Origin of the sequence: Polaromonas sp. JS666 (assembly GCF_000013865.1) — a bacterium.
GTDB lineage: Bacteria > Pseudomonadota > Gammaproteobacteria > Burkholderiales > Burkholderiaceae_C > Polaromonas.
Map to the genome: position 1 here is coordinate 613822 of NC_007948.1, position 14196 is coordinate 628017.

Sequence of the window (14196 nt, forward strand, 5' to 3'; positions counted from 1 at the left end):
CATGCAAGAGCCAGGCAAGCTATAAAATAAATAGCAAATGCAAGATCCATCCAAACCCGGAGCGGGGCCCAAACCAGGTGGCACGGCCGTGCGTATCCCGAAGGCCGCCGCCCCGGCCGCCACCGCTTCCGCATCGTCCACCGTGCGGCTGAACAAACGCATGGCCGAGTTGGGCCTGTGCTCACGCCGCGAAGCCGACGACTGGATTGCCCGTGGCTGGGTGCTGGTCAATGGCGCGCCCGCCGTGATGGGCCAGCCGGTCGCCCCTGACGCGCGCATCGAAGTGGATCGCCAGGCCGAGCAGCAGCAGCGCCAGCAGGTCACCATCCTGATCAACAAGCCCGTTGGCTATGTCAGCGGCCAGGCTGAAGACGGCCATGAGCCTGCGGTGGTGCTGGTACAGCCGCAAAACCGCTGGCGCGAGTGCAACAGCCGCATGCGCTGGGGTCCCGAGCAGTTGCGCGGCCTGGCGCCGGCCGGTCGCCTGGACATTGACTCCATCGGCTTGCTGGTGCTGACACAGGACGGGCGCGTGGCGCGCCAGCTCATCGGTGAAAACTCGGAGATAGAAAAAGAGTACCTGGTGCGGGTCAGCTATGGCGCCGAAACGAGCAACGTGCAGGCGGTGTTCCCGCGTGAAAAGCTGGCCTTGCTGCGCCATGGCCTGAGCCTCGACGGGCAGGCCTTGCGGCCGGCGCAGGTGGACTGGCAAAACCCCGAGCAACTGCGGTTTGTGCTCAAGGAAGGCAAGAAGCGCCAGATTCGCCGCATGTGCGAGCAGGTGGGGCTGTTTGTGACCGGACTCAAGCGCGTGCGAATCGGTCGGGTCAACCTCGGCCATTTGCCGGTAGGCCAGTGGCGCTACCTGGCTGCGCACGAATCTTTTTAGCCTTTGCCATCAGGGTAGTGATCGGCAGCGGTCGGTAGCGCTGCGGGAACGCCAGAGTTCCCCCCTCTCATTGCGTCGGGCAGCGCTGCAGGCTCACTCTGTCCTACGGCAATGCACGTCAAAGGCTGTCAACCTTTTCCCTGACGCGGCCTAAAGTGTCTTTAAGGGCCTGGCCATGTCCCACAGGCGCAGCAGCCCGGCGACGTCATTAAATCACCCGCCCACCCACTCTCACTCACTCACTCACTCTCACCCCCACCTGCCCTCACCATGCCACTCATTACCTACCTCGCGGAAGACAACGAGACGGTCCTCGAGAATCTGATCGAGACGCTGCAGGAAATCTGCGCGCTGAAGGTCAACGGTTTTGGCGCCACCGAGGCGGAGGCCCACCGCTGGCTCACCTCGCACAACGGTGACTGGCACCTGGCGATCGTCGACCTGTTTTTGAAGGAGGGCAGCGGTCTCGGTGTACTGGCGGGCTGCCGCAACCGCGAGGCCTTCCAGAAGGTGGTCATGCTGACCAACTACGCCACTCCCGAGATCCGCAGGCGGGCCACCGCGCTTGGCGCGGATGCCGTGTTTGACAAGTCCGGGGAGCTGGATGACCTGTTTGCTTACTGCATCAAGCAGACGGAGCAGCAAGAGCAACGGCGATAGCGGTGGCCGGATTCCGCGCTTGATGCCGATGGCCCGTCAATGCCCCACAGATAGGAGCATGGCGGCCATTTCAGTGCATCACCAGGAAATTGTCAGTTCAATCGGGTTGAGGGAATTCATGGGCTGGCCGGCAACGACCGCCAGCTGCGTGCGGTCGGCCTGGCCGGCCGCGGCATTCTGAGGGTATTGAGCTGTTTTGCGGGTCGAGGCGCTGGCAATGGCCTGCACATCCACAGTGGCCGGGCAGCTGATGCGCAGGGTGCCGGCCTGTCCTTCGGCCTGCCCGCGGTGGGTGCAGCGGTGGTCTGCAGTGGCCTCTTCGCTGAAGGTACGCAACACAATGGTGACGCCAAACGTTCCGGAACTGCTGCTTTGCGCGTGGGCCGGGCTGAACATCGCCAGCAGGCACTGGAGGGTCAAAACGGCAAAGGCGGTTGTGAAGGTTCGCATGGCACTGACTCCCTGAAACTATCAACGATTGCCTGAATTCTAATTAAATTGATAAATTCGAGCAATATCTATTTTGAGTTGTCAGTTTAGGTTATCCGTGTGAATTCTCACGAAAACAGGCAAAAATATGGGGATTTGCCTTTTAAATTGATAAATACACAAAGCATCCATCGAATTTGTCAATTTATGGCGTGCTCAGGAGGTCCCTGAAAACCGTGTGAATCGGGAGCGGGCCCGAGCCCGGGTGGTTTTCCTTGCGAACTGTTCAAGATCAAGAAATGGCTTTAACCCAAGCGAGAAGGGGTTTTATTGCTATAAAAATAATAGCTATTGATGGCCCTTGGCTTGACCAGGAGCGGTTTTCAGCAGGGAATCAGCGAGTTGGCGATATTCCCCGTCGGCCGCAGGTGCAAACCGGTGAGGGATTGGGGTCGGGATACTGGCCGTGTCGAGGCCGGCTGATGCGCGGTGGACGACAGCGGCACGGCGCCGCTGCCCTGCCAGCCCGTAGCCGGCGCAGCGACCCCAACGACTCAGTAGCTGATGGTGATGGTCTGGGGGGCGGAGGCGGAGCAGGCCGATGTGGCGCAGATGCCTGCCTGGTTGGCAGCGATGTTGCCATTGACCAAGTAGGTCTGGGCGGCGCCGGTGCCTGTGCCGCTGGCAGCGCTCAGCGACAGGCTATAGGCCAGGCCGAGTAGTGTGCCACCGGTGGCGCCCAGGCTCATGGTGTATGGCAGTCCGCTGGTGCAGCGCGTGGCGAACTGCGTGCTGCCTGTCGCGGCCGTCGACTGGAACGAGGTATAGCTGAAGCTCATGGTGCCAGGCGGTGTGCTGAACTGGCACTGCGGATTGGTGGTGATGATCACCGGCATGGTGGCTGGCGTGGCTGTCGCATTGACCCCCGACGTCACCGAATAGGTGAGGGTCGCGGTCATGGTGTCGGTGTAATCCGCCGCGACGGCCGACTGCTGGGCAGCCACCCGGTTGTAGTAGGGAAGGGTCAACGAGGCCGATGTGCCGCTGCCAAAGTTGAGTGTTCCGGTGAACGGCGCGCTCCCGCCGGGCCCCCAGCGGCTCGAATAGGCGGCATCCTTGTAGATGTCGTATTTGAGGTATTTGTTCGTCGGGTAGTAGGCGCGATTGTTTTGTCCCTGGGGGTAGAGCCCATTGGTGCTTGCCAGTGAATAGGTGGTCGTGGTGGGGTCACCCGACGCGCGTGAGCAGTTGATGGTGACACTCGACACATTGTCGTTCGGCACTGTCGAGATCGGATCGTAAACCGATGTGAATCCATTGCCAGAGACGCTGCAGCTGATCGTGGCGTGGGCGGTGCCCGCGGCCAGGAGTACGCCCCAGGTCGCTGCCGCCAGCAGGAAATGGTGCAGAGTCACCGCTGCACTCCCCCGATCCGGCACGGCATCGCGGTGTGTTGCTTCGGAAACCTTTTTACACATGACAATCATGATGGGTAACATTATGTTACGTAAGGGGTGACTTCGGTCCATTTCCAGTGTGAGTCGGGGTAGATGGTTGAGCAACTCGTGACAAAAGCCTCAATGCGCGGGGTAACTGCAGACCCTGTTCGCGGATTATCACGGCGCGCGCCCCCTTTGCGCAGTTTTCTGGAGCTGGCCATCCGGAGACGCTTCACCGTTTGACGCCGATGCAGCGGACGGGGCCCACCCGGGTGATGTCCTCCAGATTGCCGGGCGGCAAGGCCACGTCGAAGGTACAGCTGTTGCCGTTCCACTTCAGCCGCAAACGGTTGGCAGATTGCAGGCCGGTAACAAAAGCCTCCCCACGCCGGGCGACAAAGAATTCCTTTTTGTCGCCCACCAGTTCGATTTCTGCACCGGCGGGCGCGGGTTCGCCGTCGTCGAATTCAATGCGGATCAAGGCGCCCCGGCCGGATCGCACGGGGAAGGTGATCTTGACCGCGCTGCGCAGGGCCGGCACGGCTTCCTGTTCAATTGAGTCCAGCTCGGCGCTGATCGGCAGTTCGGTCGGATCCAGGCGCACGCTGTTGCGCTGGAACGGCAGCAGGCGCGGCAGGAGCGCTACGCCGCTGCTGTTGGTGCGGGTCAGCGTGCTGCCCTGAAAGCCCACACCCACATTCGCATAGCCCGGTACTTCGACAATCGCAAAGCTGTCTTGCACGCGGCGTGTGGCGAAGACTTGCCCATCGGCCATGACGACGCCGCCGAGCAGGCCCAGGCGCACGTTCTGCTGGTTTTTCGCACCACTGACGTCGGCTGAGAACAGTCCTTTGGTTCCCTGGTAATAAGCGCCGCCCTCGGCGTAGCCTCCGTCGACGCGCGAGCCCAGCGCGGTTCGCCAGCCCCAGCCGGTTTCGGCACTGAGGGCCCGGCTGGCGTTCACATAGCTGTCGGTGCTGCCGCTTCGGCGGGTCGCACCGGAGGCGATCGTGATGCGGTTGTCCAGCGGCACGATCAGGAACGCACCGAGCGAATTGCCGGAAGACACGCCGCTGAGCCGGGTGGCGCTCAACGTCAGGGCGCTGCGCTGCCCCAGCCGGATGGTGTAGCTCAGGCTCACGGTATTGAGCTTGCCCAGCTCGTAATTGTCAAAGCCGGCATAGCTCAGGTTCAACGCCCCGAACTTGTCGCTGCTGTAGCTGTAGCTGGCGGTGGTTTGCAGGCGGGGCGATGCCGTGTCAATACCGAGCTGCCGGTAGCCACGCGATGCGCCTTGCGCGCTGAAGGCCACGCCGTGGCGCAGGCCGCTGCGCTCTACGCCGACCAGCCAGTTGTGGCCATTGCCAACCGTGTCGCTGCGGCTCACCGCCAGTGCGGTTTGGCCCAGCATCTGGAACGGCAGCGCGTAGCTCACACCCGCGCCCGCACGGCTCAGCGAGGAGGACCACTCCCCGTTGCCTTCCACCGTCAGGCTCTTGCTCAGCCCCTTGCGCCAGAGGCCGGCGATGAAGCGCGGGCCATAGTTGGCATTGTCAGTGCCCAGGTTGTTGCGGACGGCGCCCAGCTCGAAGCTCCAGTCCGTCAGGTTCTCCTCCAGCAGATTGGCATTGCTGAAAAAGGACTGGGTGATCACGGTTTCGCGGCCCAGGATGTCGCGCACCACGACCCGCGCTTCGCCCGCGCCCGTCAGTGCCGGGAAGTTGTCGATGCTGAAGGGCCCCGAGGGCACCCGGGAGGTTTGCCGGAGCGCATCATTGACATACAGCTCCACGGTGCTGGGCGCGGCAGACAGCCCGGTGACGGTGGGGATGGGCTGCGTCACGAAGCCCGGTTGCAGGGCAAAATTCTTGGCGAACTGAAAGCCGCCAAAGTAAACGGAGCGGCCCGAGATGCCCGTGCGCGTGATGCTGTCGCCCAGCCGCAGCGTGCTGTTGCTGTCCAGGAAGTTCCGGGTGTAGGTGGTCTCCAGCCGCCGCCACGAGGCATTGAGCGTGGGGTCCTGGCTGACCAGGTTGCGGCCAACGTAGCTGCTGGTCACCAGGCCCCATTGCCCCGAAAACCCGAGCTCCGTCAAGGCGCCCAGGTCCTTGGTGCGCAAGTCATCGCTGCCCGTGACGCGGCTGCGGCTGGTGGTGTAGTTCAGGTCGTAGTTGGCAAAGACGGCGGGAATGGTGGGCGACAGCGGGGGGCGCAGTGCGGCTTCCTGCGTCAGGCGCACGGCGTTGAAGGCCGCCGGCGAAAACACCAGATCGACCGACTGGGTGGCAAAGTTGAGTCGCGCTTCAAATCCCGGAATCGCCGAAAGCGGGTACCACTGCTGGCCCTGAAACTGGATGTCCTGGGCGCTGGGCTGGTGGTTCAGGCGCCACTCGTCGAAGGCGTCTGACGGCGCATACAAAATGCCATTGCGCTCGAGCAGGGTCCAGACGCCGCCTTTGGTGTTGTTGATGAACACTTCCAGCGGAAGCAGCCGGTCATTGGCTGACCGGGCAGTGGCCGGAACGTTGGACGGCGGTGTGGTCTGGCCCTGCGCTGCGGCGCCCGCGCAGAGACTTGCCATGACAAGGCAGGCGCGCACATGTAAAAGCCGGCAACGCCCCCTTGTCATACGGTGCTGGATCAGGGCAGCGTGATGCTGGTCGTCAGGCTCTGTCCGTCGTCGAATGTCACGACCAGCTGCGCCGGGCCTGCGGTGACGGCTTTCTCGCTGCGCAGGCTGATGGTTTTGCTGGCGCCGGGCAGGATGTAGCTGCCGCCCTCAAACCGCGCCAGCGCCTGGTCGCCGCGCATGACCGCGGCCTCGCGGATCTGCGCATAGGCGGTGCCGCTGTTGCTGCACTGCAGACTGATGGTTTTGGCGTCCGCACGGCCGGTGTTGCAGTTCATCTGGCGCTTGGCGGCCGGGGGCGTGATGAAGACGGGCATGCTCAGGGCCAGCGCAATGGGGACCTGAATGCCCGATGCGGGCAGGGCTTCAGGTACTTCGCGGATGATCATGCGGTAAGTCAGTTGCCGGCTCGCATCGGCCGGCTTCAGCAACGCGAGCCGCACCACCTGCCTGGCTTTGGGCGCCAGCTTGATGATGGGAGGAGCCAGAATCAGGTCCTCGGTGAGCACCAGTTCATCGGTCCCGTCCGGTTTCTGGCTCCAGGTATTGATGTCGGCCTGCAGCACGACTTCGGTATCGGCTTCGTTGGTCAGCGTCACGGCGATGGCCCGGTCGCGGGGCTTCATGTAAAGCCGAACGGGGGTCACGGAAAAAACACCAGCAGCGGCAGGGGCCCAGGGGGCCATGAGACTTAACAGGAGGAGGAAGCTGACAAGGTGAAGGTGGCTTCGGCGCTGCAGGACGTTCATCCTCAGAAGGATACCAGCATCTCAACGGGGCCCGAGCGGCCATCCGCACTGGCCAGACGTATGGAAGTCAGGGTGCCGTGGTCGTCTTCAACGCGTGAGCGCGCCTGCATTTGCAGCGGCGTGTCTTCGGTATTCACCGCGTAGAGCCGGCTCTCAAAAGCCCAGCCCTCGTCCCCTTCATCGCCGGCTGCGGCAAACTGGCGCCGGTCATCGAGGCGGCAGGTCAGGCCGGCGACCCGATCGGCGCGGGACAGCTCGCTGCGGCAATAGTCCGGCAGCAGGGAATCGCGGGCCGGCCGATAGCCGGGCATGAACCTGCTGGTGCTGGTGCTGGTGGTACTGGTGCTGGTGCTGGTGGTTGTGCGTGCTGCAATCTCGACAAACACGTTCGTCGTGCACCGCACCTGGACCGAAGAACTGGCCGTGCCTGAATCGCTCGCACTGGTGCAGCTGTTACTGCCGGCACTGTTCAGCGTGATCTGCACGCTGAACTGTCCACTGGCGCCACCCGCAAGGCTGCTTGCGGCTGCCAGCATCAGCGAAACCCCGAGGATGAGCTTGTTGGACATATGCATTGACGCCGGGAGCGGGCGATCCTGCGGTCTATATTAGTTAGATAGCGGCCAGGTAGATCAGCTTCTTAGTAGGTGATGGTCAGGGTACGGGTTTTGTTGGTCGCCGCGCTGTTGGTACAGGCGCCGCCGGCGGTGGCACATTTACCGGCCTGGTTAGCGGCGATAGAGCCGGTCACGCTGTAAGCCTGGGCAGCGCCGGAGCCGGTGGCACCGGAGCCGCTCAGTGCCAGCGTGTAGGCGAGGTCAACGGCATCATCGGTAACCGAGGTTGAGTCCAGGGCCAGGGTATAAACCAGGTCTTTCGTGCACTGGACGGTGAAGCCGCCTGCGGTGGTTTGTGCCTGGGCGCCAGTCTGGAGCGAGGTGTAAGTAAAGGCAACGTCCGAGGTTTTGACGTATTTGCAGGTGCCGGTCAGGCTGATGGAAACATCGAACTGGCCGGATGCGGTGGCGGCCTGAACGGGCAGGGTTGCAACGCTGACAAGGGCCAGGGCAAGCAGTGCGAGAAGTTTTTTCATGAGGATCTCCGGTTGAATGAAGCGAAAATAAGAAAGGGTTGAATCTGTATGTGACTGAACTGTAACCAGACATTTCACAATTTTCCAGTTCAAGGGCGGTTAAAACCCGCATATGTCGGGAATTTGTCACGCTAAACCATTGAAATTATTGGGTTTATGCCAAATTACGACAGAACAGGCCGGCGCCAGGAGTTGTAAATAATCCCCAACCCCGTGCGCATCACCCAGATTCTGCCATTCAACATGTAACAAGCTAATTACATTTAATCCTGACCATGCACAAACAAACCTTGTCCTTTCAAGCCGAAGTTGCCCAGCTCCTGAACCTGGTCACGCATTCGCTGTATTCGAACCCAGACATCTTCCTGCGTGAACTGATCTCCAATGCCTCCGACGCCTGCGACAAGCTGCGTTTTGAGGCGCTCAATGACGCCGCACTGTATGAGGGTGACTCCGAGCTCCAGGTGCGCCTGCGCTACAACAAGACGGCCAATACCCTGACCATTACCGACAACGGCATCGGCCTGTCCGAAAGGGAGGCGATCGAGAACCTCGGCACGATTGCCAAGAGCGGCACGCGGGATTTCATGGCCAAGCTGTCCGGCGACCAGAAAAACGATGCGCAGCTGATCGGGCAGTTCGGCGTGGGCTTTTATTCGGGCTTCATCGTGGCCGACCGGATCACCGTGGAAAGCCGCCGTGCCGGCCTGCCGGCGACTCAAGGCGTGCGCTGGAGCAGCGAGGGCACCGGCGAGTTCGAGGTGAGCGAGATGGAGCGCGCCGAACGGGGCACCAGCATCATCCTGCACCTCAAGGACGACGCCCGCGACTACCTGAACGCCTGGAAGCTCAAGGGCATCATCAACAAATACTCCGACCACATCTCGCTGCCCATCCTGATGCAGAAAGAAGAGTGGAAAGAAGGCGAAAACGGCCAGCCCGGCGAAATGGTCGTCACGGGTGAATGGGAAACCGTCAACCAGGCCGCCGCGCTCTGGACCCGTGCCAAGAAAGACATCACGCCCGAGCAGTACGACGAGTTTTACAAGCAGATCAGCTACGACAGCCAGGCGCCGCTGGCCACCACCCATAACCGGGTGGAGGGCGGGACCGAATACACCCAGCTGCTGTTCATTCCGGCCAAGGCGCCCATGGACCTGTTCAATCGCGACAAGGCCGCGGGCGTGAAGCTGTATGTACGCCGTGTTTTCATCATGGACGACGCGCAGGCGCTCATGCCGACCTACCTGCGTTTTGTGAAGGGCGTGGTGGATTCCGCGGATCTGCCCCTGAATGTGTCACGCGAGCTGTTGCAGGAAAGCCGCGCCGTCAAGGCGATTCGCGAAGGCAACACCCGGCGCGTGCTGTCGATGATTGAAGACCTGGCCGCCAATGACGCCGACAAGTTCAAGGCGTTTTATGCCGAGTTTGGCGCCGTCCTCAAGGAGGGCCTGGGCGAGGATTTTGCCAACCGCGAGCGCCTGGCCAAGCTGCTGCGCTTTGCCAGCTCGACGACCGACACCGTCAGCGTGGGCTTTGCCGACTACAAGGCCCGCATGAAGGAGGGGCAGGACGCGATTTACTACGTCACGGCCGACACCCTGGCTGCCGCAAAGAGCAGCCCGCAACTCGAGATCTTTCGCAAGAAGGGCATTGAGGTCCTGCTGATGGCCGACCGCGTGGACGAGTGGGCGCTGAACTACCTGCACGAATTCGACGGCACGCCGCTGCAGTCGGTGGCCAAGGGAGCGGTAGACCTGGGCAAGCTGCAGGATGAAGACGAGAAGAAAGCCGCCGAAGAAGCGCAAACCCACTTCAAGCCCATCCTCGACAAGCTCAAGGAAGCCCTAAAAGACAAGGCCAAGGACGTGCGTGCCACCACGCGCCTGGTGGATTCGCCCGCCTGCCTGGTCGTGCAGGATGGCGACATGTCGACCCAGCTGGCCCGCATGCTGAAGCAGGCCGGCCAGGCTGTGCCGGAGGTCAAGCCGATCCTGGAGGTCAACGCACAGCATCCGCTGGTGAAAAAGCTGGAGGCCGGTGAGCACTTTGACGATCTGGCCCACATCCTGTTCGACCAGGCCTTGCTGGCCGAGGGCGGCATGCCGGAAGATCCGGCTGCGTATGTGAAGCGGGTCAACGCGCTGCTGGTTTGACCTTGGTTTAAGGCTCGCCCAGGGCTGGTTTAATTGCCGGATGCTTACTGGTGAATGGTGAATGGTGAATGGTGAATGGTGAACTTAAATCAAAAATAGACCAAATCTGGAATGCCTTCTGGTTGGGAGGCATTGCCAACCCGCTGAAGGTGATTGAGCAGATCACCTACTGCTGTTTCTGCGCTGGCTTGACGACCTGCACACGCTCGAAGAAAACAAGGCCAACCGACTCAAGCGGCCCATGGAGCGCCGCGTCTTTCCTGAAGGCACCCACCGCGCCGCGCTGGCCGAACTCGATGCGCTGTTCGCCTCGCTCCAGCGGCGAGCGTTCAGTGGTGAATTGACCCGGCCTGTTGCATCGGCCATCTCGGAGCGCGAAGCTCTAAAGCATGTTTGACGGAGCCCGTCAAAAACGCTGCAGCATTAAAACGTTTAATAGTTGTTCTTATGAGCTCAAAAATATCTCTGTTTGACTTGCTAAGAGATATTTTTGTTCTTTAAGGAACAGTTTCTCTACTCGTAGGAATTTCTAATGCTGGCAAAAACTCTAAGCAATAGAAACTGTTCTTAGGAGGTCAAAATTCTAGACAAGGACTGAAATTTACAGTAAAGTGACCTTATAGGGTCAAATAATGCAGCTTAAGGTTCAAAATCTTTCCGAATTGGCGCAAGGGCTCATCGTGGAGCGAAAGCGCCAGGGCTTGTCTCGGGAGCAGGCTGCCGCAGTGTGCAATGTGAGTGAGTCTTTTATTCGCGACGCTGAAAGCGACCCGGGCCGCTGTTCGCTGACGAAGTTATTGCAGCTGACCCAAGGGCTGGGCCTGACGCTGACGCTGACAGGCTGGCAGATTGGGGGAACTACCAGTGATTCCCACCCCAATACCAAAGTCAGCACCTCATGATCCGCCTGCGCGTCTGGGCCAACGTCAGGCCCATGGGCTGGTTTGGCCATGAAGCTGGCGAATACTTTTTCGAGTATGACGCGCAGTGGCTGGAGCAGCCGGGTGCTTATGTGCTTGCACCGCAATTTACGCTGGTTGGCACTCGCTTCACAGGGCCGCTGGTCCGCAGTTTTTTTGAAAATCTGCTGCCCGAGGGCACTGCACTGGACGACGTCATCGCCGCTTTGGCCTTGCGTGACCCTTCGCCGTTTGAGCTATTAGGTCAATTGGGCAAGGAGTTGCCGGGCGTTTTGTCCTTGCTGCCTGAAGATGGGCAGTCTGCCATGCTTCAGCAATATCGTCCCTTGCCCTATGAGGAGTTGAGTGAACGCATCCGTGGCCAGAAGCCACTGCTGGTGTCCAACGAGCAGACCACCATGTCGCTGGCCGGTGCGCAGGAAAAGATGGGGTTGCGCTTTGACAAGCGCACAAACCAACTGTCTGAAAGTGTGGGTACGTCGCACACCACCCACATACTCAAACCCGATACACGTCAGAAGCGCTACCAGCCCAGCGCGCTGAATGAATACGCGTGCATGAAGCTGGCGCGGGCCCTGAAGTTGCCGGTGAATGACGTCTGGTTCCTGCGTGTGCCTGAACCCGTGTACCTCGTGGAGCGCTATGACCGCGTGAATCTGGCCGGCAACATCGTTGGCCTGCATCAGTTTGACGGTTGCCAATTGCTGGGCCATGGGTCGGGCTGGAAATATGAGCGGCAGGGTGGCCTGGCGAGTGTCCCCAAACTGGTAGCCGCCTTGCGCGCTTTACCGGTCCGCGGCAGCGATCTGCTCAAGCTGCAGCAGTGGGTCATGTTCAATTACCTGATCGGCAATGCCGACGCGCATGCCAAAAATCTGTCGGTGCTGGTGGACGAAAAAGGTTTCCGCCTGGCTCCGTTTTACGACCTGCTGTGCGTGCGGGCGTACGGCGACACGGGTCTTGCGCTGCATATTGGTGACGAGGACGCGTTCGATGCGGTGGGCGCGCACTCATGGGAAGCCCTTTGCAAAGACTGCGGGTTTCGCCTGCCCGAGACATTAAAAGGTTTCCGCAAAATGGCGCAAGATCTTTTGCCGGCCTGGCAAAAGACAAAAGCGGCCATCATCAAGGACGTTGCACCCGAAAAACGTGAGCTTGAGTTGCTGGAAAAAATGACAGACGTCTTTGAAATGCACAGTGCGCATGCGATCTCGATGACAGGCGGCTGAGTTCACGGCACAAAAGAACGGGAAAAGAGTGAAAACAAAACCATGGCAAGCTCCAATTTGCCTCACCCCCTAGACGTCCGCAGCGCCCCGCAGGTGAAACTTGTCCGGTGAGTACCCGGCGAGTGTCCGGCGACCCATGCGTCAGCACCGCGCGGTGCAGGGGGCATGCCGGCTTATCGGCTTATCGTGAAAGTGAAAGTGAAAGTGAAAGCACTCGTTAAATCACTCGGGTCGAGTCACTCAAAGCCGCACAGCTGGCGTGCGGAAGCGGCCTCCGGGCTCGCCAGCAGGCTGATCAGGTCACGCGCGGCCTGCGGCTGCCGTGCCCTGGCGCAAAGCGCGGCGGTATAGGTGGTGGCCAGCTCGAGCGCCTTGGGCAGGGGCGCCACCAGCATGACGCCCGGCGTATAAATGATCTCGGTGATCTGCGTGCAGCCGAGCAGCCCCGGCTCGTTGGTGTCGGCCATCGCGCGCATGGCGGTCGCGCCGTTGGGAAACACGCGCAGCCGGTCGGCCAGCTCGGTGTCCAGGCCCAGTTGCTTAAGGACGTTCATGACGTGAATGCCCGCCGTCGCCTTGACCGGGTCGGGAAAGTAGATGCCGCGGGCCGCGCGCAGTGCGGTCTTGAGTGCCGCTGGATTGTCGACGTCGGGTACGTCCTCGCCGTTTTTCACGGCAATGCCGGTCTTCACCACCCCCAGTGTCAGCGCGCTGCCGGGCACCACCTCGCCGCTCGCCATCAGCTGGGCGATCAGCGCTTCGGTGAGTATCAGCACATCACAGGGCGTGCCCGCCAGCAGGTTGTCCCTCATCATCCCGACCGCACCGAAGCATGCGTCTATGCTGACCTGGTGCTGCGTCTCGAAGCGTTGTTCCAGTTGCGTGACCAGGCCCTGGGCTGCGCCACCGCTCAACAGGTGAAGGATTGTCATGGTTCGCTTGCCTTGAAGTCCAATGAGGGAGTCCGGGCCATCGGGCGCATCTCGCCCTGTGCAGTTTTTTCCGCCTTTTCAGTCTACCTTGATGTTGGCGCTCTTGATCACGCCCGCCCATTTGGCAATGTCGTCGCGGGCATATTTGTCAAACGCCTCGGGTGTCATCACCAGGGGCACGGCGCCCTGCTTGCCCCAGAGCTGCCGGATCTCCGGCTGGCCCACAATTTTGGAGATCGCGCCGTTGAGCTGGTCCACCACCGCCCTGGGCGTGCCGCGGGGCGCCATCAGGCCGAGCCAGATGGTGGCCTCGTAACCCGGCACGCCCGCCTCGTTCAGGGTGGGCACATCGGGCAGCACCTCGGAGCGCTGCCTGCCGGTGGTGGCCAGGGCCTTGACCTTGCCGGCCTTCACCTGTTCCGACATGGTGGTGACCGCGTCAAACATCACATCGACCTGGCCGCCAATCACGTCGGTACGCGCGCCTGAACTGCCGCGGTAGGGAATGTGCACCAGGTAGACGCCCGCCATGCTTTTGAACAGCTCGCCGGCCATGTGATAGGGCGTACCCGGGCCCGACGATGCGTAGTTGAGCTTGCCGGGCCTGGCCTTGGCGTCCCTGAGCAGGGCTTGCAGCGTGGATGCCGGCAAGGCCGGGTGGGCCACCAGCACGAGGTCGGAGTAGTTCAGGGGTGCAATCGCCACAAAGTCGCGCATCAGCTGAAACGGCTTGTTCGGAATCAGCGACTCGTTGACGGTGTGGGCATTGGACATCAGCAGCAGCGTGTAGCCGTCGGGTGCCGACTTCGCCACGGTATCGGTGCCAATCACCGAGCCCGCACCGGGCCGGTTGTCGACCACAAAGGACTGCCCCAGCGCATCCTGCAGCCGCTGGGCCATGAAACGCCCATACACGTCGGCCGGGCCGCCCGCTGCAAAGGGCACCACGATGCGGACTGGTTTGGCCGGGTAGGTCTGGGCCAGCAGCGGCGCGGTGGCCACGGCAGACGCCAGGCCGATGCCCAGCGCCAGGAAGCGGATGAAATCACGACGCATGAACTTCTCCAGTGG

14 protein-coding genes are annotated in these 14196 nt (G+C 61.4%); 6 read left to right on the plus strand and 8 right to left on the minus strand.

Going from position 1 to position 14196, the window contains the following annotated elements:
- Positions 1-37 precede the first annotated feature (37 nt).
- Positions 38-889: a pseudouridine synthase gene (locus BPRO_RS02975; protein ID WP_041388283.1), complete on the plus strand. Its 852-nt coding sequence runs from the start codon at positions 38-40 to the stop codon at positions 887-889.
- A 270-nt stretch (positions 890-1159) separates the two neighbouring features.
- Positions 1160-1549 carry a response regulator gene (locus BPRO_RS02980; RefSeq protein ID WP_011481570.1) on the plus strand — a complete coding sequence of 130 codons (390 nt, stop codon included), beginning with the start codon at positions 1160-1162 and terminating at the stop codon, positions 1547-1549.
- Between the two features lie 78 nt (positions 1550-1627).
- On the opposite strand, the gene BPRO_RS02985 is transcribed toward BPRO_RS02980, so the two are convergent.
- The 6 genes from BPRO_RS02985 to BPRO_RS03015 form a co-directional block, all read right to left on the minus strand.
- A complete protein-coding gene (locus tag BPRO_RS02985; RefSeq protein WP_011481571.1) occupies positions 1628-1999 on the minus strand; it encodes a hypothetical protein in 372 nt (123 codons plus the stop codon).
- Positions 2000-2532: 533 nt separating this feature from the next.
- Complete coding sequence (locus BPRO_RS27895; protein WP_198140976.1) at positions 2533-3456, minus strand: Csu type fimbrial protein; 924 nt, start codon at positions 3454-3456, stop codon at positions 2533-2535.
- Positions 3457-3649: 193 nt separating this feature from the next.
- Complete coding sequence (locus BPRO_RS03000) at positions 3650-5998, minus strand: fimbria/pilus outer membrane usher protein (RefSeq protein WP_232291481.1); 2349 nt, start codon at positions 5996-5998, stop codon at positions 3650-3652.
- Between the two features lie 59 nt (positions 5999-6057).
- Entirely contained in the window at positions 6058-6693 is a 636-nt protein-coding gene (locus tag BPRO_RS03005; protein ID WP_232291482.1) for a fimbrial biogenesis chaperone, read from the minus strand.
- Between the two features lie 104 nt (positions 6694-6797).
- A complete protein-coding gene (locus BPRO_RS03010; protein WP_041388288.1) occupies positions 6798-7364 on the minus strand; it encodes a hypothetical protein in 567 nt (188 codons plus the stop codon).
- A gap of 71 nt (positions 7365-7435) precedes the next feature.
- The gene (locus tag BPRO_RS03015; RefSeq protein WP_157045713.1) at positions 7436-7888 is read right to left on the minus strand and encodes a spore coat protein U domain-containing protein; all 453 of its coding nucleotides are present in this window, start codon (positions 7886-7888) and stop codon (positions 7436-7438) included.
- A 275-nt stretch (positions 7889-8163) separates the two neighbouring features.
- On the opposite strand from BPRO_RS03015, the gene htpG reads away from it, so the two are divergent.
- The 4 genes from htpG to BPRO_RS03030 all read left to right on the plus strand — a co-directional run bounded on the left by htpG (position 8164) and on the right by BPRO_RS03030 (position 12193).
- The gene (gene htpG / locus BPRO_RS03020) at positions 8164-10044 is read left to right on the plus strand and encodes a molecular chaperone HtpG (protein ID WP_011481577.1); all 1881 of its coding nucleotides are present in this window, start codon (positions 8164-8166) and stop codon (positions 10042-10044) included.
- A gap of 241 nt (positions 10045-10285) precedes the next feature.
- Positions 10286-10441, plus strand: a complete 156-nt coding sequence (locus BPRO_RS30060; RefSeq protein WP_198140977.1) for a hypothetical protein — start codon at positions 10286-10288, stop codon at positions 10439-10441.
- A gap of 235 nt (positions 10442-10676) precedes the next feature.
- Positions 10677-10946 carry a helix-turn-helix domain-containing protein gene (locus BPRO_RS03025; protein WP_011481578.1) on the plus strand — a complete coding sequence of 90 codons (270 nt, stop codon included), beginning with the start codon at positions 10677-10679 and terminating at the stop codon, positions 10944-10946.
- Complete coding sequence (locus BPRO_RS03030) at positions 10943-12193, plus strand: HipA domain-containing protein (protein WP_011481579.1); 1251 nt, start codon at positions 10943-10945, stop codon at positions 12191-12193. The genes BPRO_RS03025 and BPRO_RS03030 overlap by 4 nt, the downstream gene beginning before the upstream one ends.
- Before the next feature lie 236 nt (positions 12194-12429).
- On the opposite strand, the gene BPRO_RS03035 is transcribed toward BPRO_RS03030, so the two are convergent.
- Both BPRO_RS03035 and BPRO_RS03040 read right to left on the minus strand, forming a co-directional pair.
- Positions 12430-13125 (minus strand): molybdate ABC transporter substrate-binding protein, encoded by a 696-nt coding sequence (locus BPRO_RS03035; RefSeq protein ID WP_011481580.1) that lies wholly within the window; start codon positions 13123-13125, stop codon positions 12430-12432.
- 78 nt (positions 13126-13203) lie between these two features.
- Complete coding sequence (locus BPRO_RS03040; RefSeq protein ID WP_011481581.1) at positions 13204-14181, minus strand: tripartite tricarboxylate transporter substrate binding protein; 978 nt, start codon at positions 14179-14181, stop codon at positions 13204-13206.
- Positions 14182-14196: the final 15 nt, after the last annotated feature.